Origin of the sequence: Aliidiomarina shirensis (assembly GCF_003987345.1) — a bacterium.
Taxonomy (GTDB): domain Bacteria; phylum Pseudomonadota; class Gammaproteobacteria; order Enterobacterales; family Alteromonadaceae; genus Aliidiomarina; species Aliidiomarina shirensis.
Window position 1 is genome coordinate 564,406 of record NZ_PIPP01000001.1, and the last position, 24,493, is coordinate 588,898.

The following is a 24,493-nucleotide window of genomic DNA, read 5'->3' on the forward strand; positions in this document are numbered from 1 at the left end:
AAAACAGTATATGCACTCACACAACAGGGAACTTTTAATGAGCGTGCTCATCTTCTGCCAAGAAACCTAGCCAAACTAAACTTCCCGGAGCCACATCTAAAGCTAAGCGTTCAACCACTTCGCCATCGTGCAAATCAACAACAATGATTTCTTGCGCAACGGGGTCCGCAATGAACGCTTCATGGCTTGCCGCACTAAAGGTGATATTCGGCAAACTATCACCTAATTCTGCCAGCACTGAAAATTGGCTTTGTACTTCGTACGTATCGCTACTAAAACGCACAATCGTGAGCATTCCACTATCATCAAGAATAGCTAATCGGTTGCCAGTATAATTAAAACCGACGTGGGCAATGGCAGCATCAGCATTTTCTTCGCCACGCCAATCAAGCTGAACCATCGCTTCTTCAGCAAGATCTAGCCAATGCAGCTCTTGCCCTGCTTTGCCAATAAATACGCCGGTTTCATCGTGCGCGTAAATGCTGCCAATTCGGGATTCCGCAGCGGTTATCGTGCTACTGTTCGCAAGCTTGCTGGCAGTAAAGCCTGCTTCTACCTCAGTAATAACCAGCACGCCATCGGAACAACCAAAAGTAACGTACACATCGGTTATGGCGCTGCCATGCAAACTGGGACAAGTTTCTTCAAAACGCTGAACGAAATCGAAATGGTCACTATGTATTTCATGAACTTCTACATATTCGGGTAGAACACCTTCCGCTTCGCCACTGCGAAAGCTCGTGAATAAATAGTTATCACGAATTTCAGCCGCGCCATGTTGGTTACGCGTAAACTCGTGGCTAGCCATTTCTCTACCTTCACTTAAACTAAAATCTGAAACGGCATAGAGTTTCGCTGGAACACCTGCGGTGCCATCAAAGAACACAACTCCCCGATGTTCATGTTGATTGTAGTGGGTAGGTAACTCACCGAAGAGCGCAAAGTCAAGCAGTGCAGGTTCGAGCTCATTGTAATGATAATGATCGCCATGGGCTTCGCTCTCGAACCCGCTATCAATGAAGTTAACAACCCCTGCGGAGCGTTGAATAGCAATCGCATACCGATAATCAGGGCTGGCATACAAGGCCGCGCTTTCGCTACTCAAGTGAAAATCATCTATAACTGATTCAGATTCTAAATCGTAAACATAGGCATGGTCATCGCTGCTATTAGTAAATACTAAGCGGCCGCTAAATCCGTTTTCGTGATCATGATCGTGATCGTGATCGTGGTCATGATCTGAAGCCGGCGGTACATCCGCCACAATTTCAAGGTTTTCTCCACAACCCGTTAAAATTAGTGAAACAGCAATCGCTGCTACTGAAAGGCTAAACATCGAGCGGTTTGATTTTTTCATTTTTATTCGTTCCTATCGTGAAACAATGACTGTCAAAACAAAGCAAGTGTTATGTTATATTGTTACACATTAAGTAACAAGTGCAATTCCTCTCAGTTTCCGCCAAAACACATTTCGTTACATTTTCTCTACATGCCGTTGTTTACTTTTTCAGCATTAGAACTACTATGATTAGTACAGTATCTAAATGAGGGTAAAATATGAGCTCCATCATTGCGTTACAGAAATTAAAACGAACTACATTGCTGGTCGGCGCATTTTTTGTTGCCTTTAGCTTCTCTGCGTCTGCAAATACAAATACTTCTGACCAATCGTCAGTAACGGAAAATCAAACCTCGTCGGAGGAGAAACTTTGCGCTGATGGCTCCTGCGATCCACATATTATAATGCTGCACCGCCTTTCCCGTTGGGGATATCAAGATGCCAAATCGATATTAGCCGTGATGTACGTATCGGGCGATGGCGTTGAGCAAGATATAGAGCATGGCGTTTATTTAATGCAAAGCGCAGCCAAGCACGATGGCGCCATGGCATTATTCAGCCTTTCAAAATGGCATCGCGAGGGCTTAAATGTAGAAAAAGATACTGCGAAAGCTGATGAATTATTAGATAGAGCCGTTGAATTGGAATACCCACCTGCGCAATATCAAAAAGCGCTGTATTTATTTGCTAGCGAAGATGAACAACTGATTGGTGATGCCACCGAGTTATTAGAAAACGCGGCACGCAAAGGTTCATCGCCAGCCATGTACCTTTTGGCTCGATTGAAGCTAATGGGTGAATGGGTTGAGTATGATTTGGAAGGTGCTTCGAATTTACTGGCTCGGCTAAGCCGTGAAGGCCATGAAGATGCGCGAGCCCTATCGAGACAGTTAGTGGCTGAGTTAGATAGAACAGCATCGGAAAATGGGGAACTCGATAGTGATACCAAAGAGATTGCTGATAGATTGCACACATTTGCCAACATGGAGCGTATTCAAGTTACGCCAATGTCTTTCGGCAGAACTTACTCGGCAGTTTCGGCGGTTACTTTTGAAATGGATCGAACCTTTACCCGCGGAGCCATGTCGCGCATTAGAACGCAAACATGTGGTTTTGAAACAGGTTGTGTGGCTGTAAGGCCGAACTCCCAGCACTCAAGCTTAATGGATATGCTTTCAGAACCCGTAAATTAAGTAAGTAGTCATTAAATGAATAAAAAAACGCTTCCCAAGGGAAGCGTTTTTATTTGGTTCGCCTTTCAAAAAGGCATTGGTTTAGCAATAAATGCTAATTACCAACCTGTTTTCTCGCGTAATGCTTTGCCGATATCAGCAAGGCTACGAACAGTTTTTACACCTGCAGCTTCAAGCGCCGCAAACTTCTCATCAGCAGTACCTTTACCACCAGAGATAATTGCACCGGCATGGCCCATGCGCTTACCTGGAGGAGCAGTTACGCCTGCAATGTAAGAAACAACTGGCTTAGTTACATTGTTTTTAATGTACTCAGCCGCTTCTTCTTCAGCAGTACCACCAATTTCACCAATCATCACGATAGCTTCAGTTGCTGGATCTTTCTCGAACATCTCAAGGATATCGATAAAGTTAGAGCCTGGGATTGGATCACCACCAATACCAACACAGCTTGATTGGCCAAAGCCTTCATCTGTAGTTTGCTTAACCGCTTCATAAGTAAGCGTACCAGAACGTGAAACGATACCTACTTTACCTGGCTTGTGAATGTGGCCTGGCATAATACCGATTTTACATTCGCCTGGCGTGATAACACCTGGGCAGTTAGGGCCGATCATGCGAACGCCCTTATGCGTTAGGTATTCTTTCACGTAAAGCATATCAATTGTTGGGATACCTTCAGTAATACATACAATCAATTCGATGCCTGCATCAGCAGCTTCGATGATTGAATCTTTACAGAAAGGAGCCGGTACATAGATAACTGATGCAGTTGCACCTGTTTCAGCTACCGCTTCTTTTACGGTGTTAAATACAGGTAAACCTAAGTGCGTTTGACCGCCTTTACCCGGAGTAACACCACCAACCATTTTTGTTCCATAAGCAATTGCTTGCTCTGAGTGGAACGTGCCTTGGCCGCCAGTGAAACCCTGACAGATTACTTTGGTGTCTTTATTAATCAGGATGCTCATTATTGACCTCCAGCCGCAGCAGCTACAACTTTCTGAGCTGCGTCAGATAAGCTGGTAGCAGCTTCAATGTTCAAACCGCTTTCCGCTAGCTTCTCTGTACCTAATTCAGCGTTGTTACCTTCAAGGCGCACAACCACAGGTACTTTAACGCCAACTTCTTCAACAGCACCAATGATACCTTCAGCGATCATATCGCAACGCACGATACCACCGAAGATGTTCACAAATACGGCTTTCACATTTTCATCAGATAAGATGATTTTGAATGCTTCAGAAACACGTTCTTTGGTAGCTCCGCCACCAACATCTAAGAAGTTCGCTGGCTCGCCACCACTTAACTTCACGATATCCATGGTGCCCATTGCTAGGCCAGCGCCGTTAACCATACAACCGATGTTGCCATCAAGTGCTACATAGTTAAGCTCGAACTTAGCTGCATGCGCTTCGCGCGAATCTTCTTGTGAAGGATCGTGCATTTCTTTGATTTTTGGCTGGCGGTAAATTGCGTTGCTATCGATGTTGATTTTGCCATCTAAGCAGTGCAGGTTCCCTTCGTCGGTGATTACCAACGGGTTAATTTCTAACAGCGCGAAATCGTACTGTTCGAACATTTTCGCCAAGCCTAAGAAAATCTTAGTGAACTGCTTCACTTGTTCTGGGTTTAAGCCCAGTTGGAACGCTAAATCACGACCTTGGTAAGCTTGCGCGCCAACCGTTGGATCGATGATAGCTTTCAAGATTTTTTCTGGTGTTTCTTCTGCAACGGTTTCAATTTCCACGCCGCCTTCAGTAGAAGCCATGAAAACAATTTTACGAGTTGCACGGTCTACTACTGCACCAAGATAAAGTTCTTTATCGATATCGGTGAGGCTTTCAACCAAGATTTTTGCAACCGGCTGACCGTTTGCATCTGTTTGATAAGTTACTAGGTTTTTGCCAACCCAGTTATCTGCGAATGCGCGTACTTCATCAAGGGAAGAAACTAGCTTTACACCACCAGCTTTACCACGTCCACCTGCGTGCACCTGACATTTAACTACCCATTTGTCGCCGCCAATTTTTTTGGCTGCTTCTACGGCTTCATCAGCAGTGTCTACCGCGTACCCTTCAGATACTGGTAATCCAAACTCTCTGAAAAGCTGTTTTGCTTGATACTCATGCAAATTCATTATGCTTATTCCGTTTGTTCATTCAAAACGAAAGCAGCCGAGGCTGCTTACCCGAATTTTCGCGCGGAATTATACATTTTCCGCGCTCAAAATGACAGCGGTAGCCTTAAATGACTACCGCCGCAGTGCTTTAGATATCCAGCAACAAACGCTGAGGATCTTCTAGCAGGTTCTTCACGGTAACTAGGAAGCCTACCGATTCTTTACCATCAACGATTCTGTGGTCGTACGACATCGCCAGATACATCATTGGCAGAATTTCAACTTTGCCATCTACCGCCATTGGCCGATCTTGGATTTTGTGCATGCCCAAGATAGCGCTTTGTGGTGGATTCAAGATTGGCGTTGAGAGCAGTGAACCAAACACACCACCGTTGGTGATGGTGAAGTTACCGCCTTGCATTTCATCCATGGTTAACTTGCCATCACGGCCTTTAATCGCTAACTCTTTGATCCCCGCTTCAATCTCAGCCAAGCTCAACTTATCGCAATCACGCAATACCGGTGTTACTAGGCCACGCGGTGTTGATACGGCAATGCTGACATCGAAGTAGTTGTGATAAACAATTTCATCACCATCGATTGATGCATTTACTTCTGGGAAACGCTTCAACGCTTCAACAACTGCTTTCACATAGAAAGACATGAAGCCTAAGCGAATGCCATGGCGCTCTTCAAATTCTTTCTGGTACGTTTTACGTAGATCCATGATTGGTTTCATGTTCACTTCGTTAAACGTGGTAAGCATAGCAGTTGAGTTTTTCGCCTCGAGTAAACGCTTCGCAATAGTTTTGCGTAAACGCGTCATCGCTACACGTTTCTGAGTGCGATCGCCACTTACGGCTGCCGGCTTACTCTCAGATTTGCTTTCTGACTTCGTTTCAGATTTCTTATCACCTGCTGACTTCACGTGCTTTTCAACATCTTCTTTAGTGATTCGACCATCTTTACCCGTGCCTTTTACATCACTGGCGCTTAAATCGTTTTCAGCTAATAAACGACGTACTGACGGGCTTACTGCATCAGAATCTTTATCTGAACCGCTATCGTTTGAGCTTTCTTCTTTGCTTTCCGATTTGCTTGCCGAGCCACCTGAAGATTTTGCCGAACCGCCTTTCACGATTTTACCAATCACATCTTTAGCACCAACATTCGCACCTTCATCGTGAATAATCTCACCCAGTACGCCATCGGCTTCAGCGACTACTTCCAGCACTACTTTGTCGGTTTCGATATCCACAAGATTTTGATCGCGGCTTACTTTGTCGCCTGCTTTCACGTGCCATGCTGCAATCGTTGCTTCTGATACCGATTCAGGTAACTCAGGAACTTTTACTTCGATTTCTTCGCCAGAGGCATCACTTGATTCTTCGTCGCTGCTGTTATCTTCAGCGGCTTCTTTTTCTGAGCTCTCTTTCTCTTCAGAATCGTCGCTCTCGTCAGCTTCTTCTTTCTTCGATGCTTCTTTCTTGTCCGCATCAGAGCTAGCCGCAGCATCACCTTCTTCAATGCTACCGATAACTTCTTGAGTTTTAACCGTTGCGCCCTCTTCTGCAGAGATCTTGCCGATTACGCCGTCGGCTTCTGCAACTACTTCGAGCACAACTTTATCGGTTTCGATATCTACCAGGTTTTGGTCACGGCTTACTTTATCGCCTTCCTTCACGTGCCAAGTTGCGATAGTGCCATCCGCTACGGATTCCGGTAATTCTGGTACTTTGATTTCAATCGCCATGATGTCATCTCACCTGTTAAATACTTAACGCTTCGTTAACGAGTTTTTCTTGCTGTTCTTTATGCACCGATGCGTAACCTACCGCAGGTGATGAAGAAGCAGCCCGTCCGGCATACTGTAACTTGGCACCATCCGGAATAGCTTCCCGGAAATGATGTTGGCTACAATACCAGGCGCCTTGGTTCTGTGGTTCTTCCTGACACCAAACAAAATCTTTCACATGTTGGTAATCTTTCAGAATTTCTGCCATTTCTTCATGTGGGAACGGATATAGCTGTTCTACCCGAATAATCGCCACATCAGATTGCTCACGCTCACGGCGAGCAGAAAGCAGATCGTAGTAAACTTTACCACTACAGAACACGACGCGTTTTACTTTTTTCGAATCAAGGTCATCGATTTCACCGATAACGTTTTGGAACTTGCCAATGGCTAGCTCATCCAAGCTTGATACCGCATCAGGATGACGCAGTAACGATTTTGGCGTCATCACGATCAACGGCCGGCGCACTGGGCGAAGCTGTTGACGGCGCAGCATATTAAATACCTGCGCTGGTGTTGTTGGTACGCATACCGACCAGTTATGATCAGCTGATAACTGTAAGAACCGCTCCAAACGCGCCGAGCTATGCTCTGGCCCTTGGCCTTCGTAACCGTGAGGAAGCAACAGTGTTAAACCGCATAAACGGCCCCACTTTTGCTCACCTGAGCTTAAGAACTGGTCTATGACTACTTGCGCGCCATTTGCAAAATCACCAAATTGCGCTTCCCAAATTACCATCGTATTCGGTTCAGCAGTTGCATAACCATATTCGAACGCCATAACGGCTTCTTCCGATAGCACCGAATCGTAAATCTCAATCGGAGCCTGATCTTTATCGATCGCTGTTAGCGGCAAAAACGTGCCTGCGTCTTTTTGATTGTGCAGTACCGAGTGCCGGTGGAAGAAAGTACCACGGCCACAATCTTGGCCAGTCATGCGAATCCGATGTCCTTGCTTCACCAGTGAAGCATACGCCAACGTTTCCGCCATACCCCAATCAAGGCTTCGCTCACCTTTCGCCATCTTCGCGCGCTCTTCATAAACCTTGCCCACTCGTGAGTTCAGTTTAAAATCTTTCGGCACAAAGCTTACTTTTTCACCTAGCGCTTGCAACTCATCTTTCGAGATACTGGAATCGTAGTCAACATCCCACTCGTTGCCAATAAATGGACTCCAATCAACCGAGTGCGCTTTCATTGGCCGCCATTCATCTACCACGCAATCGCCTTTATCAAGCGCATCGCGGTAATCAGCTACCAATTTCTTAACCTGATCTTCATCAACTACTTTTTCATCAAGTAGGCGCTGCGCATAAATTTCGCGCGGCACAGGATGCTTCTTAATTTTCTGGTACATCAACGGTTGCGTTGCATTCGGCTCGTCGGCTTCGTTATGGCCATGACGGCGATAGCATACTAAATCGATAACGACATCACGCTTAAAGGTGTTGCGATAATCAATAGCAAGCTGAGATACAAACATCACCGCTTCCGGATCATCGGCATTCACGTGGAATATCGGTGCCTGCACCATCTTTGCGATATCAGTACAGTATTGAGTAGAACGCGCATCTTCACGTTTCGATGTAGTAAAACCAACTTGGTTGTTTACTACGATGCGAATGCTACCACCCACTTGATAAGCGCGTGTTTTTGATAAGTTAAAGGTTTCCTGCACCACACCTTGGCCGGCAATAGCGGCATCACCATGAATCGTGATAGGTAGCGCTTGGCTTCCATCTTTACATCCACGACGATCCATGCGCGCGCGCACCGAACCAATCACAACCGGGTTAACGATTTCAAGATGCGAAGGGTTAAAGGCCAAGGCCAAGTGAACATTGCCACCTTCAGTTTCGAAATCAGAAGAAAAGCCCATGTGATATTTAACGTCACCGGCTTTATCTGTGGTGTTCTTACCGGCAAATTCATCAAACAACTCATTTGGGTGTTTGCCCATCACGTTGATCAATAAATTTAAACGGCCACGGTGCGCCATACCAATAACAACTTCTTTCGCGCCATTAGCACCTGCTCGGCGAATTAAAGATTTCATTAGTGGAACAAGTGCATCACCACCTTCAAGCGAAAATCGTTTCGCCCCTGGGAATTTCGAGCCCAAGTATTTCTCAAGGCCATCTGCAGCGACTAATTCTTTCAATGCTTTTTTGCGCTCTTCCTCGGAAAACTTCGGTTTGCCGAGTTGCGATTCTAAGCGCTGTTGAATCCATCTTTTCTCTTCGGTATCAACAATATGCATATACTCAGCACCGATAGAGCCACAATAAATAGCTTCTAAGGCTTGCTGAATATCTTTTAATTTGGCGGTATCTTTGCCGATCACTAAAGAGCCTACATTGAACTCAGTGTCCATGTCGTCTTTGGTGAGGCCATGAAACTGTGCGTCGAGATCTTGCACTGTTTCTTGCTTCCATAACCCGAGAGGATCGAGCTGGGCGTGTTGATGCCCGCGAAAGCGGTAAGCATTGATTAGTTGTAATACGCGAACTTGCTTCTCAGCTATATCCGAATTAAACGAACCTGAGCCCGCTTGTTTTAGCTTCTGTTTCGCAGCTTCACGGAATTGATCACGTACTTCACTATGTTTAACGTCGGCAGCAGAACCTTCACGAGGTAAACTATCGAATAGCTCACGCCATTCCGAAGGTATTGCTTCGGCGTCATCTAAATACAGCTCAAATAGTTCTTCTATGTAAGCTGCGTTTCCTCCAGAAAACTGCGAGGACTCAATCCAGGCTTGCATTGCGCCTTCTTGCATTGCTTTTCCTTTCACTGGTTTGAACTGCGAAAAAACAGCAGATACGCGTTGATAAAAAAGGTTTCTTTTTTAAAAAAATAGCCATCCGTAGCGGGATGGCTATCTTTACAACTCACCACTACTATATCAGAAAACCTGCGGTTTCGCTAAACTGCGCGGCTGAGTAGCATTGATTTGATGTGCCCAATAGCCTTGGTCGGGTTCAACCCTTTCGGACATACGTTTACGCAATTCATAATACCGTGGCATCGGAATACGCTGAACGCATCATCCAAGTCGTCTAAACGCTCTTCAGTAGCCGTATCACGGCTATCCGCAAGGAATCGATACGCATGTAATAAACCCGCAGGCCCTACAAACTTATCAGGATTCCACCAGAACGATGGGCATGATGTTGAACAACAAGCACAAAGAATACACTCGTACAGGCCATCTAACTTTTCACGCTCTTCCGGGCTCTGTAAGCGTTCACGTGCAGGTGGTGCTTTATCATCATTAATCAGATACGGCTTCACTTTTTCGTATTGCTTGTAGAACTGTGTCATATCTACAATCAAATCACGAATTACAGGCAACCCAGGCAATGGGCGCACTACAATCTTGTTTGATTTTAATGAAGATAAACTGGTAATACAGGCTAAGCCATTTCTACCATTAATATTAAAACCATCTGAGCCACAAACACCTTCACGGCATGAACGACGGAACGATAGGCTTGGATCGATTTCTTCCTTAATTTTAATAAGTGCTTCAAGCACCATTAAATCTTGGTCGTCCTTAAGCTCTAACGTGTAATCCTTCATGTGGGGCTTTTTATCCACTTCAGGGTTGTAACGATAGATCGAAAATGTAATTTTTTTCATCGTTTGAACCTTTTAGTAAGTGCGCGCTTTTGGCGGGAACGCCTCGCGCAGCTTAGGCGCCATATTCACTTCACGATTAACCATGCTTTCTGATTCAGGGCGATACACGGTGTGTACCAACCATTTCTCATCATCTCGCTCTGGGAAATCGGCACGGCTATGAGCTCCGCGGCTCTCTTCACGATAGCTTGCTGAAACAGCAGTTGAATATGCCGTTTCCATTAAGTTATCGAGCTCTAAACATTCAATGCGCGTGGTGTTGAAATCCATGCTGGTGTCGTCTAAACGGGCATGATTCAAACGTTCGCGAATTTCACGAAGCTCTTGTAAACCCTCTTTCATTGCATCGCCTTCACGGAATACCGAGAAGTTCATTTGCATGCAGTTTTGTAGGTCTTTACGGATTTTGAACGGGTCTTCGCCTTTCTGCGTGTTGTTCCAACGATTCACGCGCGCCATCGCGGCATCAACATCAGAGGCCGAAGCTTCACGCGCTTCCGTATTCGCAGCCAGTGCGTCCGCCAAATGCAAACCTGTTGCACGGCCAAACACCACCAAATCAAGTAACGAGTTACCACCAAGGCGGTTAGCACCATGAACCGATACACACGCGATTTCACCACAAGCAAACAAGCCTTGGATAGGTGATGTTTTACCTGCTGCATCTACCTGTAAACATTGGCCGTTCACATCAGTAGGAATACCACCCATCATATAATGGCAGGTTGGAATTACTGGAATCGGTTCTTCTGCTGGATCAACGTGAGCAAAGGTTTTTGCTAAATCACACACGCCAGGAAGGCGCGATTCAAGGGTTTCACGCCCTAAATGATCCAGTTTTAACTTAATATGTGGACCCCAAGGACCATCACAACCACGGCCTTCGCGAATTTCTGTCATCATTGCACGAGCCACAACATCACGGCCGGCAAGATCTTTCGCATTCGGCGCGTAACGCTCCATGAAGCGTTCACCGTCTTTATTCAGTAGATAACCACCCTCGCCTCGGCAACCTTCCGTTACCAAAGAACCTGCACCGGCGATGCCAGTTGGATGGAATTGCCACATTTCCATATCTTGTACAGGAACACCCGCACGTAGCGCCATACCAACACCATCACCGGTATTGATGTGCGCGTTGGTAGTAGAGGCATAAATACGGCCTGCACCACCGGTAGCAAGAATTACCGCTTTCGCTTTAATATGAAAAACTTCGCCACTCTCGATGTCTAATGCAGTTACACCAGTAACCGCACCATCTTGGTTTTTCACCAAATCAAGGGCGTACCATTCAGAAAGAACGGTTGTTTTGTTTTTCACGTTTTGCTGATACAACAAGTGTAATAACGCATGGCCGGTACGGTCAGCTGCTGCTGCGGTACGCGCTGCTTGCTCACCACCAAAGTTCTTTGATTGGCCACCAAACGGACGCTGATATACGCGGCCATCTTCAAAGCGTGAGAATGGCAAACCCATATTCTCAAGCTCTAAAATAGCTTCAGGGCCGGTTTTACACATGTATTCAATGGCATCTTGGTCACCGATGTAATCAGAACCTTTAACGGTATCAAACATGTGCCATTGCCAATCATCTTCGTGTGCATTACCTAACGCAACAGTGATACCACCCTGCGCCGATACAGTATGCGAACGAGTTGGGAATACTTTCGACATAAGCGCACAGCTCATACCGTTTTCAGAAATTTGTAATGCCGCACGCATACCAGCGCCGCCAGCGCCGATAACTACCGCATCAAATTGAAGTTCTTTCATGTTGCTCACTTAGACACCCCACAATACGAACAAACCGGTGAACCAGTACGCGAGCAGTGCAATTACAAATATCAATTGAATAATGCCGCGTAGGAGAGAGTGCTTCACATAATCAGTGAGAACTTGCCAAATACCGATCCAACCGTGAATCAACAAACCGGTAAGGGTAAGTAATGTGAAGATTTTCATGCCAAGGTGGCTATACAAAGTTACCCACTCGGAATAACCCATTCCTGGATTACATACGAGCCAAGCAACTAAAAAGATTGTGTAGGCCAACATCACAAGAGCGGAAGCACGAACTAAAATGAAATCATGCGTGCCGCTGCGGCCAAAAGTAGATGCTATTTTTACCATAACCAAACTCCTGCCAGGATAGCGAGAACAACCCCACCGGCAATTGCTAGCACTGCTGTAATTTTGCCAGATTCCTTCTCTTCACCGAACCCAAGGTCCATGAAGATATGACGAATACCGGCCAACACGTGATAACCGAGTGCGGCTAGGAAGCCCCATACAAGGAAACGCACGAACGGATGCGCAAATATAGCCTGCGCTTCTGCAAATCCTTCTGGAGAAGTTAGAGATTTTGCGAGTAGCCAAACCAAAAGGCCGACTAACACCAACATAATCACACCAGAAACCCGGTGTAAAATGGAGGATATCGCTGCGGGTGGGAAGCTGATTGTGGTCAGCTCCAGGTTAACAGGTCTTTGTTTTTTCACAACTGTTTGCCTTATCTGAAAACGCTGTTGAAATCAGTGTGCCCAAGTATATCTACCACTGCACACAATTACAATTACTCACTGTGCTTAAATATGGTTCAGCGGATAAGTTAAAACCCTGTTAAAATCTGGCTTACAATCATGCATTAAGTAATTCAACTAGACTAAAGTAGTAAGTTCGTAACATTGCACATCCATTATGCTAATCCTTACGTAAAATTGACAAACCACCCCTAAATCAAGTAAAACTAGCGCACTTTTTTAGACCACTCGCACCGAATAAAAGGAGATTTCCATGGCTGAGCGTAAAGCCACTATTCAAATCGATGGCAACAGTATCGAGCTGCCGGTTCTTTCTGGAACCGCCGGTCACGATGTAATAGATGTACGGACCTTAGGCAAGCACGGTTACTTTACTTTCGATCCAGGCTTTCTCGCTACAGGCTCGTGTGAATCGAAGATCACTTATATCGACGGTGAGAATGGTGTTTTATTACACCGCGGCTACCCAATCGATCAATTAGCAACTGAAGCTGATTACTTAGAAGTGTGCTACATGTTAATTCATGGCGAGGCACCTACTGCTGAAGAATACTCTGAGTTCAAAGAAACCATTACCAATCACACTATGGTTCATCAAGGTATCCATGAGTTTTTTGGTGGTTTCCGTCGTGATGCGCATCCAATGGCAATGCTTTGTGCGGTAACAGGCGCCCTATCATCGTTTTACCATGATGATTTGAACATCGCCGATTCGAAACAGCGCGTGCGCAGTGCATACCGCTTGATCGCGAAAATCCCAACAATTGCTGCTATGTGTTACAAGCACAATGTTGGTCAGCCTTTTGTGTATCCGAAGAATACCCTGAGCTACTCAGAAAACTTCTTAAACATGATGTTCTCAGTACCTGCTGAAGATTACGAGATTAACCCAGTTGTTGCTAAAGCAATGGATCGTATCTTTACCCTGCATGCTGACCATGAGCAAAACGCATCAACGTCTACCGTTCGCCTAGCTGGCTCTTCTGGCGCGAATCCTTATGCATGTATCGCCGCTGGTGTTGCATCATTATGGGGCCCTGCGCATGGCGGTGCGAACGAAGCATGTTTGAAAATGTTGGCACAAATTGGTTCTGTTGACCGCATTCCTGAATTTATTGAGAAAGCGAAAGACAAAAACGACCCGTTCCGCTTAATGGGCTTCGGCCATCGCGTATACAAAAACTTCGATCCACGCGCCAAAGTAATGCGTGAAACTTGCCACGAAGTTTTAAGCGATTTAAACATTAATGATCCACTACTCGACGTTGCCATGGAACTTGAGCGTATCGCGCTTGAAGACCCATACTTCGTAGAGAAGAAACTATACCCGAACGTAGATTTCTACTCAGGTATTATTTTGAAAGCGATTGGCATTCCAACGAATATGTTCACCGTGATTTTCGCACTATCACGCACCGTTGGTTGGATTTCACATTGGCATGAAATGTTGAGTGAAACAAGCCAAAAAATCGGCCGTCCTCGTCAACTATACACTGGCGAAGCACAGCGCGATTTTTCAGCTATAAAAAAATAAAGTAGCCATAAAGAAACAGCCGCTCAGCGATACCGTTGAGCGGCTTTTTTGTAAATTAAATTCGTAAAACCTACTCCAGATCTCTACACTATTGCCGATAATATTCACTAATGTCATCATCCATTATCTATTTATGTTGTGAATAACGCTTTTAGGAATCTACGCGAACATGCCAGTAATTCTGCATCGGCCGCTGCCGGCAATTCAAGAACTGCAAGCTGAAGGGCTTGCAGTAAGCTATGCGCCTCAGAAAAAAGGGAAGTATTCCATTGGTATTCTTAATTTAATGCCAAATCACGCCGAAACAGAGCGCCACTGGTTACGCCTATTTGCCAACTTAAAAGATACCGTAGAAATTCATTTTCTTCGCCTATCGTCGTGGCGTCCGAAAACAGCGGAAGTGAAGCATCTTGTTCAGTTTTATGAGCCGCTAACACTGGAAAGTGATTTCGATGGGTTATTAATTACGGGTGCGCCTTTGGGCCATAAAGAATATGAGCAAGTTCCGTATTGGGATGAGCTAAAAGAAGTGTTCGATATGTGCTCCTACTATGCAACAGCCACACTTTATTCTTGTTGGGCTGCTAATGCCGCCTTACATCATTACTATAATATTCCAAGGCGTTTACGTGGCCGAAAGATTAGCGGCATCTATGAACACCGAATAATTCGTCGCCATGCGCTTATCGAACATATGGAGCCTGGCGTCCAGTTTCCACACTCACGCTTTGCTGAAGCGCGGCAAACCCAGCTATTTGCCCATCCAGAAGTTAGGGTTCTTATGCAAGCGCCAAATGCCGGCGCATTTTATGCCGTTGATGAGCCGCGCCGCCGTGCATATATCTTTGGGCACCCGGAATATGAAGCCGATACGCTACAAAAGGAATTTAAGCGCGAGTTTCAAAAAGGAATAGAACCTTTGCCGCCCGAATACTATTTTGTTGATAGCGAAACCTTTGAACTCCCTTTACCGCATTGGCAAGAAGATGGCAGCAAACTGTTGCAAAACTGGATTAATTATTGGTTAAAGTAAGCTCACCATAAGCAACTAACTGATAGCAACTAACCGATGGCCGTGCAGTAAAATATTCCTCACTGCGCGGCCAACTCACGTCGTCATTAGGGATAGCCTTAAGCTATCTGCGTTTAGGCTGAAAGCGCTTGCGCTATATCTGCAATAATATCGTCAATATGCTCTATGCCAATCGAAAGCCGGATTAAATCCTCACTCACACCCGCTTTACTCAGTTCTTCCGCCGAGAGTTGTCGATGCGTTGTTGAGGCTGGATGACAGGCGAGCGATTTTGCATCACCAATATTCACCAAACGTAAGAATAGCTGTAGTGAATCAATGAACTTAACCGCTGCCGGTAATCCACCTTTTATGCCAAAACTAAGAATTCCAGAGGCTTTACCCGAGCTAATTTTTTGCGCTAATTGATGGTATTTATCGTTCGGCAAACCCGCATATTTAACCCAGGTTACTTGCGGGTGTTGAGAAAGATATTCGGCAACTTTTTGCGCGTTTTCACAATGGCGTTCAACACGTAGCGCCAAGGTTTCCAGCCCTTGGAGCAAATTAAAAGAACTTTGCGCCGAAAGTGCTGCCCCAGTATTTCGTAACGGCACCACCCTCGCCCTACCGATAAACGCGGCCTCACCTAACGCTTCGGTAAACACTACCCCATGATATGAAGGATCAGGTTGGTTCAGCTGCGGATAACGCTGCGGTTGCGCCGCCCAATCAAACTTACCGCTATCCACGATAACGCCACCAATAGTAGTGCCATGGCCACCAATATACTTTGTGAGTGAGTGCACCACGATATCCGCACCATGCTCAAATGGTCGGCATAGAACTGGGGTAGCTACGGTATTATCCACTACCAACGGAATACCATGCGCGTGGGCAATATCAGCAAGCTTTTGCAAATCAACAATATTGCCTCCTGGATTACCTATCGATTCGCAGAATAACAGTTTGGTTCGCTCATCAATTAGTGCAGCAATACCTTCGAAATCATCTGCATCGGCGAAGCGTACATCAATGCCTTGGTGTGGAAGTGAATGGGCGAAGAAATTGTAAGTACCACCATACAGCTGGCTAATACTCACGATATTATCGCCAGCACTGGTAATAGTTTGAATAGTATAGGCTGTAGCCGCCATTCCAGAAGCGAGCGCTAAGGCACCAACGCCGCCTTCAATTTCAGCAATACGCTGTTCTAACACCGCGTTCGTGGGGTTCATGATCCGCGAATAAATGTTGCCCTCAACTTTCAAATCAAATAGATCTGCCCCGTGCTGCGTATCTTTAAACGTAAACGACGTTGTTTGGTAAATGGGTACCGCGGCGGCACGAGTAGTTTCATCTGCGGTATAACCATGATGTAGGGCCAATGTTTCTAAGCGCATAAGGTTCTTCTCCAAATCTATTTTCAAAATTGCGGCTGGTTTATCACTATGATTTGGAATTCTATATGTTTAGACGTCTAAATGTCTATATATGAGCTGGATATTTTTTCTTGGCATTGAACGCATAAACCTAACCTCGTGGCGCGAAGGATGGTGAAATTCACTAAATGTTCTTAAAACTTGTGATAAATTCGCCATTTAAATATTCAGTAAATATCTGAAAAAAGCAGCAAATACCTTAAAAACAACGAGTTACATAGATTGGCATGGATTTCGCATTGTAAAGGTTATGTTGAAGTGTAGTGTTAAATTAATTAATGGAACTAAACCAAATGAGCACCTTTAATCTTAAAACCTTTATTTTACTTCTCACGATCCCTGTTGCCCTTTCAGGCTGTGGTAACGCCGGTAGCACCAACACCGTTGAATCGGCACCAGTAGAAACTGAACGCGGCGTTCCGGTTGAAGTTGTAAGCGTTGCACAAGGAACCGTGCGGGCTAGCATTCAGGCCAGCGCTATCCTCGAAGCCGAAGAAGAAACCGATGTTATCGCCCGAGTAAGCGGCATCGTAGAAGATATTTTGGTAGAAGAAGGTGATTTCGTAGAACAAGGGCAAGCATTAGTGCGCTTGGAGTCTTCACGTTATCGGTATAGCCGCGATCAAATAGCTGCGGAATTACGGGGTGTATCGCAAGAACTAGAGCGTATGCGCCAGCTTGCAGGCCAACAAATGATCAGTACCGAACAAGTTGAACGGTTACAATCTCGACATGATGCGCTTTCAGCACAATTACAAATTGCGGAGTTGGATTTATCGGAAGCCGTGATTCGCGCGCCCATTTCTGGTCATATCGCCGAACGTTTCGTGAAAACAGGCAACATGATTCAGGCCTATCAGCAAAAAGCACTGTTCCATATTGTGAACGACACTACACTGCGCGCCACAGTAAACTTACCAGAGCATGCACTTGCCAGCATTAAAGCTGGGCAAGAAGCCGATTTAGAATTACAAGGTGCAGGCAATCACAACAACATTTCAGCGCAAGTTACTCGCGTAAGCACCGTGGTTGATGCTACTTCCGGTACATTCCGGGTGGTGCTCTCGATTCCGAATGCCGAGCAAAACCTTCGCGCCGGTATGTTTACTCGGGTAAACCTTCACTATGCGCAAAAACATAATGTTGTTCGCATTCCTCACCACGCCCTAGTGAACGTGGATCAAGCCAGCTATGTGTTTATTGCCAACGAAAATAAAGCGCAGCGCCTAGCGGTTACTACCGGCATTCGCGAAAACGGTTGGATTGAAATAACGGAAGGGTTGGATACTGGTATGCAATTAATTGTTACCGGACAAAATACCCTGCGAAATGATGCGTTACTGGAAGTGATTGAACTTTAAATCACAGCCACCTAACAACAATAATTCAAGGAAGCATTCTCATGAACGCATCAAATCCTTCACGAAAAGGTATTGCCGCACTCGCCGTGCGCCGTCCAGTAACCATTATTATGTTTACGCTAGCCATCGTTTTGTTTGGTTTCGTTGGCTTGGGCCGGTTACCAGTAAACCTGTTACCTGATTTAAGTTACCCTACGCTGACGGTTCGCACCGTATACGCCGGTGCAGCACCAAGCGAAATTGAACAGCTCATTAACCGCCCTATTGAAGAAACACTTGGTACCGTAAAAGGCGTGCGCACTATTACGTCGTATGCACGTTCAGGCCAATCCGATATCGTCCTCGAATTCGTTTGGGGTACCAACATGGATTTCGCCGGTATCGATATTCGTGAAAAACTCGATATGGTGATGCTACCGCTCGATATCGAGAAACCAACACTTCTGCGTTTTAACCCGAACCTCGAGCCTATTATGCGCCTCGCTCTAAACCGTGAGGCGAGTAATGGCAGCCCGTGGCAATTACAAGAATTGCGCCGTTACGCCGATGATGAACTCAAACGCCAAGTAGAGAGTATTCCTGGTGTGGCCGCTGTTCGCACGGGTGGCGGTTATGAAGATGAAGTACAAATTTTGGTTGATGAGTATCGTATCGGCCAATTGAACATTGATATGCAAACCATTATTAATCGGTTACGGGCCGAGAACATGAACCAATCCGGGGGCCGTATTGAAACCGGCACCCAAGAGTTTTTGGTACGCACCGTTAACCAATTTCGATCGCTTGAGGATATGGAAAATATCTATATCGCCAGCCGCGATGGCACCCCTATTCAACTTAAAGATATAGCCCAGGTACGCAGTGGCCATAAAGATCGTACCGCCATTAGCCGAGTAAACGGCCGCGAATCGATTGAGCTGAATCTATACCGCGAAGGTGATGCAAATACGGTAACCGTAGCTGATGCAGTGCGCGCCCGGTTACCGCAGCTTAATAAGCAATTACCGGCTGATTACAGTATTGAATTGCTTTCTGATCAATCAACATTTATTCGTAACGCTATTTCAGCAGTTAAACAAAATGCGCTTTTCGGTGGCTTATTGGCCATGGGGGTTATCTTGTTATTTCTGCGTAAAATTGGCCCAACTATTATTATTTCTTTGGCCATCCCCGTATCCATCGTGGCTACCTTCTTATTTATGTTTATGGGCGGCTTAAGCCTGAACTTAATGTCGTTAGGCGGTATTGCCCTAGCCGTTGGATTGTTAGTAGATAATGCCATTGTGGTATTGGAAAATATCGATCGGCGTAAGCACCTAGGCGAAGATAGCCGTACCGCCGCCATCATCGGTACCCAAGAAGTAACCGGCGCAGTTGTAGCCGCAACTCTCACCACATTAGCCGTGTTCGTGCCCTTGGTATTCGTGAGTGGCATGGCTGGCCAGCTGTTTACCGATCAAGCACTAACCGTCAGTTTTGCCTTAATCGCATCGCTTTTCGTTGCTCTAACGCTTATTCCAATGTTGGCTAGCCGCCAATTCCGGAAGCACTATCAAGAAGCCCAAGAGCAACAACTTGCGCAACAAACCACTCAGCCAACAACACCCACAGCGCCCCCAACCCGCCGTGGTGTGTTGTTCTGGCTGGGCTGGCCATTTCGAATGGTTTGGAAAACCATCTTTTATTGGATACCACTATTCGTTATTCGCATATTTCGTGTGATATTTGGCGCTATCGCTACGGTTCTGGGCTGGCTAGCACGGCCTATTATCTACGTTTTCGATAAAATGCTAGCCAGTGTGGGTAAAGCCCATTCCGGCAGCCTTAATCGCATGCAGAACAAACCGTGGTTATTTTTCTCCTTGTTTGCCGCCCTTACTATTGCTTGTTTCGCACTAGTACCCCGCTTAGGTGCCGAACTTATCCCGCAAATGGAGCAACGTGAATTCTTTGTCGATATCGAACTTCCGCGTGGCACCCCAATTGCCCGTACTGATGAGTTCTTAGCGAGTGTAGCAACGCATTTAAGCCATGATAGCCGCGTAGAACGCACCTACTCAGTTGCTGGTTCAGGTTCATTAATGCAAGTGCAAGCGAACCAAGGTGGCGATTTTTGGGGCCGATTCCATGTCGTTACCAAAGCAACCGTTACGCCAGAGCTTCGCGATGAACTTATCAGTGAATTACGACGCTATTTAGATCAACAACCGGATGTGCAAGCTCGTATCGATTTCCCAGAGCTGGTGAGTATCGATATGCCTATGGTAGTTGAGCTTTACGGCTATGAACTGGATCGGTTACTGGATAACGCCGAGCAAATTGCCACGCGTTTAGAAGAAGATCCAGCATTTACTGATGTGCGCAACGGCTTAACACGTGGCCAGCCTGAGCTCGAAATTATTTTCGACCATGCGCGTTTATCTTGGGTAGGCTTAACCGCCCCTGATGTAGCCCGGGTTATTAGCACTCAAATTGGCGGCCAGATTGCCACTCAATATAGCTTGCAAGACCGGCAAATTGATATTCGCGTGCGCTTGCCTGATCACGTACGCCAAGATCCAAATCTGGTTTCACAGCTTATTATCAACCCAGGAAGCGAAGTTGAGTTACCGCTTTCGGCTGTAGCTGAAATTCGCAGCACCGTAGGCCCAAGCGAAATCACCCGTTTATCACAGCAGCGAGTAGCATTGATTAGCGCCAGTGCTGCAGGTGATTTACGTTCCGCACAAGCTAAGCTTGAGCAGATCATTAGTGAAGTACGCTTAGCGCCAGGTGTGACCGCGAATATCGGCGGCCAAAGTGAATTGCTTGAGCAATCATATAATTCATTGCTACTGGCCCTCGGTTTAGCCGTGTTCCTAGTGTACTTGGTAATGGCTTCACAGTTCGAAAGTTTCGGCCATCCACTATTGATTATGTTCTCGGTGCCTTTGGCCGCAGCAGGCTCCATTGTTGGCTTGTGGTTAACCAATACACCGTTAAGCGTTGTAGTGTTCATCGGCCTCATTATGCTGGCCGGTATCGTGGTGAATAACGCCATCGTGCTTATCGATCGCATTAATCAGCTGCGCACCGAAGGCATTAACAAGCTACAGGCAATTCAACAGGCTGCGGCACAGCGTTTACGCCCTATATTGATGACCACACTCACCACTGTTCTTGGCCTCTTACCATTAGCTTTAGGCATCGGTGAAGGCGCTGAACTAAGTGCCAGCATGGCCATTGCCGTAATTAGTGGCTTGTTGTTTGCAACCCTCCTTACGTTGCTATTTATTCCGCTCGTGTATCAGTTGTTCGATCGGAAAAATTTTAACGCTATTACTGCAGAAAATACTCGCACCGAAGTTAGCGGGGGCACTCATGAGTAAAATATCAGAACTCAGTGCGCCATTAGCCAGCTTCGCGTTGAAACGGCCAGTAACGGTATGCATGTTTTTTCTCAGTTTTTTAATTCTAGGCCTAGTGTCCAGCCGCATGCTGCCGTTGGAGAAGTTTCCTGGTATTGATATACCGCAAATAGTAGTGAACGTGCCCTATCGCAGCTCTACGCCAGCGGAAGTAGAACGTTTGATTACTCGGCCGTTAGAAGAAGCCTTGGCTACCCTGCCCGGTATTGAAGAAATGCGGTCATCATCCGGTGAAAATGGCGCCGATGTGGTACTTAATTTCGCTTGGAAAGATAGCGTTTCTGCACGCAGTATTGAAGCACGTGAACGCGTAGAAAGCATGCGGCACTTGCTACCTGATGATGTTGAGCGGGTTTTTATTTTTCAGTTTAACACCGAAGATATGCCCGTTATGCAACTGCGGATTTCGAGCGACCAAGATCTGTCGATGGCGTGGGAGCTTCTCAACCGCCAGTTAAAACAGCCGTTGGAGCGTGTTGAAGGTGTCTCGCGCGTTAGCCTTTATGGTGTCCAACAACGAGAAATCATGATTCGCCTCAACCCCGAATCACTCAGCGCTACCGGCCTTACCGTAAGTGCGATTACAACAATTCTAAATCAAGCGAACTTCACCATGTCGGCTGGTTACCTAGAAACCGATTACGATCGTATTCTAGTAAAGCCTGCCGGAGAATATCGCAACTTAGATGATATCCGTACCTTGCCTATCACCCCTGATTTAACCTTGGGCGACCTTGCCACAGTGAGCTATGAATTGCCGCGCGCAACAGACGGACGCAGCTTTAATCAAAGCTTTGCTATCGGCTTAGATATATTTAAAGAATCAAGCGCCAACTTGGTTGATGTGGCCCGTGCGGCCAGCCTGCTCATTGATGATGTTTCACGATCACCAGAATTTTCCGGTATCAATTTAATGATGATGGATAACACCGCTGAGAGTGTTACCACATCGCTAAGTGATTTGCTCAAAGCGGGTGGTTTCGGCGCCTTGCTATCGATTATTGTGTTGTATCTGTTTTTGCGTGATTGGCGCACTACTTTGATTATCGTGGTTTCAGTACCTATCGCCATTTGCCTTACCCTTGGCGTCATGTATCTACTCGGGTATAGCTTAAATATTCTTTCGATGATGGGATTAATGCTCGCCGTGGGCATGCTCATCGATAACGCTGTGGTGGTTACCGAAAGTATCCAACTTGAGCAACAAGCAACCGGAAAAATTCAAGACAAAGAAACAGTGATTGCCGGCGCAAGCCGAGTTTCATTAGCGATTATCGCGGGAACATTCACCACAGCAATTGTGTTCTTACCAAATATTTTTGGTGAAACCGATCAAATTACTATTTTTCTTGAGCATGTAGCGGTTTCAATTTGTATATCACTACTTGCGTCACTGCTTATCGCGCAAACACTGATTCCGATGTTACTTAGCAAAATCAAAATGAAAATATCGGCTGAGCCGCCAAAACCTGGGCGCTTCAAACGCGGGTATTTAAATAGTTTGCGTTGGTCGCATCGCCATCCCGTGCTCACTACCCTTTTAACGTTACTCATCATGGCTAGCACTTATATACCTAGGTCAAATCTTGGCAACGATGAAACTGACGTAGCGTATAACGATCGGTTGTTTATTAACTATCACATTACTGACCAATACAAACTCGAGGAAGTTGAGCGTGAAGTCACAGCACTTGAAACCTACTTGTATGCCAACAAAGACGAGTTCGAGCTTGAACATGTGTATAGCTATTATACGCCGGGCTACGCTATGTCCACTCTGCTGTTAAAACCTGATCGCACACTTTCTGTGGCAGAAATTCAACGCCGGGTGCGCGAGAACATGCCACCGCTTCCGCGCAGTGAGCCAGTATTTGGTTTCCGTGGTGGCGATAACAGCGGTGTTCAAATCACGCTGCAAGGTCGTTCAACCCAAGAACTAGAAGCGATAGCAGATGATTTAATTCCGGTATTGCAAAGTATTGAAGGTTTGGAAGATGTGCAAACGGCTACCAGCAACGCTAAAAACGAACTGCGCATTCGAATCGACCGCGAGCAGGCTGAGCGCTTTGGCTTAAACGCCAATCAAGTTGCCGAACAAATTGGTGTGGCGCTGCGCGGCAATAACCTACGCTCATTCCGGCATAACCCAGAAGGCGATATGCGTATTCGCGTAATGTTCCCCGAGTATTTCAGCCTTTCACTCCCGGAATTACAACGAATGGTAGTGGCTCGCGTTGATAATACGCTCATTCACTTGAATCAAATTGCCAGCATCGAGGAAGTTGAACAGCTCGGTAACATCCGTCGATTTGATCGGCAAACAGCCGTACGTATTAACGCTAATTTGAACGAAATCTCCATGTCAGAAGCGCGCACAGCGATTAACAACGTCATGGCGAATGTACAATTGCCCGATGGCTACCGCTGGAGCCTCGATGGTGGTTTCCAAGCCCAGCAACGGCAAAACTCAATTATGTTAGTGAATATGCTGTTAGCGGTAGCGATGGTGTATATGGTGATGGCCGCACTATTTGAATCATTGTTGCTGCCTTCTGCCGTTATTGGTTCGCTTATCTTGGCAATCACCGGTGTATTTTGGGGGCTTTGGCTTACCGGCAATGGTATTGAAATGATGGCCCTTATCGGCATGCTGATTTTAATGGGGATTGTGGTGAATAACGGCATTGTTTTAGTTGATGCCATAAATCAGCTCATTGATGAGGGCGTAGCCTTAGAAGAAGCTATTCTTGAAGCGGCCTCTCGTCGCCTGCGCCCGATTTTAATGACCGTAGCGACCACTATTCTCGGCATGGTTCCGCTTGCATTGGGGGATACCCAGATAGGTGGCGATGGCCCTCCCTACACACCTATGGCCATTACCATTATTAGCGGTTTAGCATTTAGTACACTAACTAGTTTATACTTCGTTCCTCATGCATACAGCCGCCTGTTATACTGGCGCTCGCATTGGGGCATGGTGTGGGAACGTTCAAGCAAACCGCTGCGTAGCCGAAAACAGCACGCAAACTAACACGTCCAGTTAGCCCATGTAATTAAATTAAAACCATGTAGCGGCCTGAACATTCAGGGCGCTACATGGTTGTTT

The 24,493-nt window shown here is 46.1% G+C and carries 16 protein-coding genes; 6 read left to right on the plus strand and 10 right to left on the minus strand.

Features of this window, described 5'->3' with window-relative positions:
- Window positions 1-34 precede the first annotated feature (34 nt).
- The gene (locus CWE13_RS02570) at window positions 35-1,357 is read right to left on the minus strand and encodes a YncE family protein (RefSeq protein WP_126805766.1); all 1,323 of its coding nucleotides are present in this window, start codon (window positions 1,355-1,357) and stop codon (window positions 35-37) included.
- A 200-nt stretch (window positions 1,358-1,557) separates the two neighbouring features.
- Between CWE13_RS02570 and CWE13_RS02575 the strand changes: the two genes are divergently transcribed.
- A complete protein-coding gene (locus CWE13_RS02575; RefSeq protein WP_126805767.1) occupies window positions 1,558-2,532 on the plus strand; it encodes a tetratricopeptide repeat protein in 975 nt (324 codons plus the stop codon).
- Window positions 2,533-2,630: 98 nt separating this feature from the next.
- Here the strand turns inward: CWE13_RS02575 and sucD are convergent, their stop codons facing one another.
- The 8 genes from sucD to sdhC form a co-directional block, all read right to left on the minus strand.
- On the minus strand, window positions 2,631-3,503 hold the full coding sequence (sucD, locus tag CWE13_RS02580) for a succinate--CoA ligase subunit alpha (RefSeq protein WP_007420516.1): 873 nt from the start codon (window positions 3,501-3,503) through the stop codon (window positions 2,631-2,633).
- A complete protein-coding gene (sucC, locus tag CWE13_RS02585) occupies window positions 3,503-4,672 on the minus strand; it encodes an ADP-forming succinate--CoA ligase subunit beta (protein WP_126805768.1) in 1,170 nt (389 codons plus the stop codon). Before sucC ends, sucD begins: the two co-directional genes overlap by 1 nt.
- A 130-nt stretch (window positions 4,673-4,802) precedes the next feature.
- Entirely contained in the window at window positions 4,803-6,407 is a 1,605-nt protein-coding gene (gene odhB / locus CWE13_RS02590) for a 2-oxoglutarate dehydrogenase complex dihydrolipoyllysine-residue succinyltransferase (RefSeq protein WP_126805769.1), read from the minus strand.
- Between the two features lie 16 nt (window positions 6,408-6,423).
- Window positions 6,424-9,228 (minus strand): 2-oxoglutarate dehydrogenase E1 component, encoded by a 2,805-nt coding sequence (locus CWE13_RS02595; RefSeq protein WP_126805770.1) that lies wholly within the window; start codon window positions 9,226-9,228, stop codon window positions 6,424-6,426.
- Window positions 9,229-9,374: 146 nt separating this feature from the next.
- Window positions 9,375-10,091 (minus strand): succinate dehydrogenase iron-sulfur subunit, encoded by a 717-nt coding sequence (locus CWE13_RS02600; protein ID WP_126805771.1) that lies wholly within the window; start codon window positions 10,089-10,091, stop codon window positions 9,375-9,377.
- A 12-nt stretch (window positions 10,092-10,103) separates the two neighbouring features.
- The gene (gene sdhA, locus CWE13_RS02605; protein WP_126805772.1) at window positions 10,104-11,864 is read right to left on the minus strand and encodes a succinate dehydrogenase flavoprotein subunit; all 1,761 of its coding nucleotides are present in this window, start codon (window positions 11,862-11,864) and stop codon (window positions 10,104-10,106) included.
- A 9-nt stretch (window positions 11,865-11,873) separates the two neighbouring features.
- The gene (gene sdhD / locus CWE13_RS02610; protein ID WP_126805773.1) at window positions 11,874-12,221 is read right to left on the minus strand and encodes a succinate dehydrogenase, hydrophobic membrane anchor protein; all 348 of its coding nucleotides are present in this window, start codon (window positions 12,219-12,221) and stop codon (window positions 11,874-11,876) included.
- Window positions 12,215-12,589: a succinate dehydrogenase, cytochrome b556 subunit gene (gene sdhC, locus CWE13_RS02615; protein ID WP_126805774.1), complete on the minus strand. Its 375-nt coding sequence runs from the start codon at window positions 12,587-12,589 to the stop codon at window positions 12,215-12,217. Before sdhC ends, sdhD begins: the two co-directional genes overlap by 7 nt.
- Window positions 12,590-12,884: 295 nt before the next feature.
- Here sdhC and gltA point away from each other — a divergent pair, with 295 nt between their 5' ends.
- A complete protein-coding gene (gene gltA / locus CWE13_RS02620; protein ID WP_126805775.1) occupies window positions 12,885-14,165 on the plus strand; it encodes a citrate synthase in 1,281 nt (426 codons plus the stop codon).
- A 169-nt stretch (window positions 14,166-14,334) separates the two neighbouring features.
- Entirely contained in the window at window positions 14,335-15,198 is an 864-nt protein-coding gene (locus tag CWE13_RS02625; protein WP_126805776.1) for a homoserine O-acetyltransferase/O-succinyltransferase family protein, read from the plus strand.
- A gap of 113 nt (window positions 15,199-15,311) precedes the next feature.
- Here CWE13_RS02625 and CWE13_RS02630 read toward each other — a convergent pair whose 3' ends face one another.
- Window positions 15,312-16,580 carry an O-acetylhomoserine aminocarboxypropyltransferase/cysteine synthase family protein gene (locus CWE13_RS02630; RefSeq protein WP_126805777.1) on the minus strand — a complete coding sequence of 423 codons (1,269 nt, stop codon included), beginning with the start codon at window positions 16,578-16,580 and terminating at the stop codon, window positions 15,312-15,314.
- Window positions 16,581-16,912: 332 nt separating this feature from the next.
- Between CWE13_RS02630 and CWE13_RS02635 the strand changes: the two genes are divergently transcribed.
- Genes CWE13_RS02635 through CWE13_RS02645 form a run of 3 tightly spaced genes read left to right on the plus strand, consistent with a single transcriptional unit; the run spans window position 16,913 to window position 24,418 of the window.
- A complete protein-coding gene (locus CWE13_RS02635) occupies window positions 16,913-17,980 on the plus strand; it encodes an efflux RND transporter periplasmic adaptor subunit (RefSeq protein ID WP_157980924.1) in 1,068 nt (355 codons plus the stop codon).
- Between the two features lie 41 nt (window positions 17,981-18,021).
- A complete protein-coding gene (locus CWE13_RS02640; RefSeq protein ID WP_126805779.1) occupies window positions 18,022-21,348 on the plus strand; it encodes an efflux RND transporter permease subunit in 3,327 nt (1,108 codons plus the stop codon).
- On the plus strand, window positions 21,341-24,418 hold the full coding sequence (locus CWE13_RS02645) for an efflux RND transporter permease subunit (RefSeq protein WP_126805780.1): 3,078 nt from the start codon (window positions 21,341-21,343) through the stop codon (window positions 24,416-24,418). The genes CWE13_RS02640 and CWE13_RS02645 overlap by 8 nt, the downstream gene beginning before the upstream one ends.
- The last annotated feature ends 75 nt before the right edge of the window (window positions 24,419-24,493 follow it).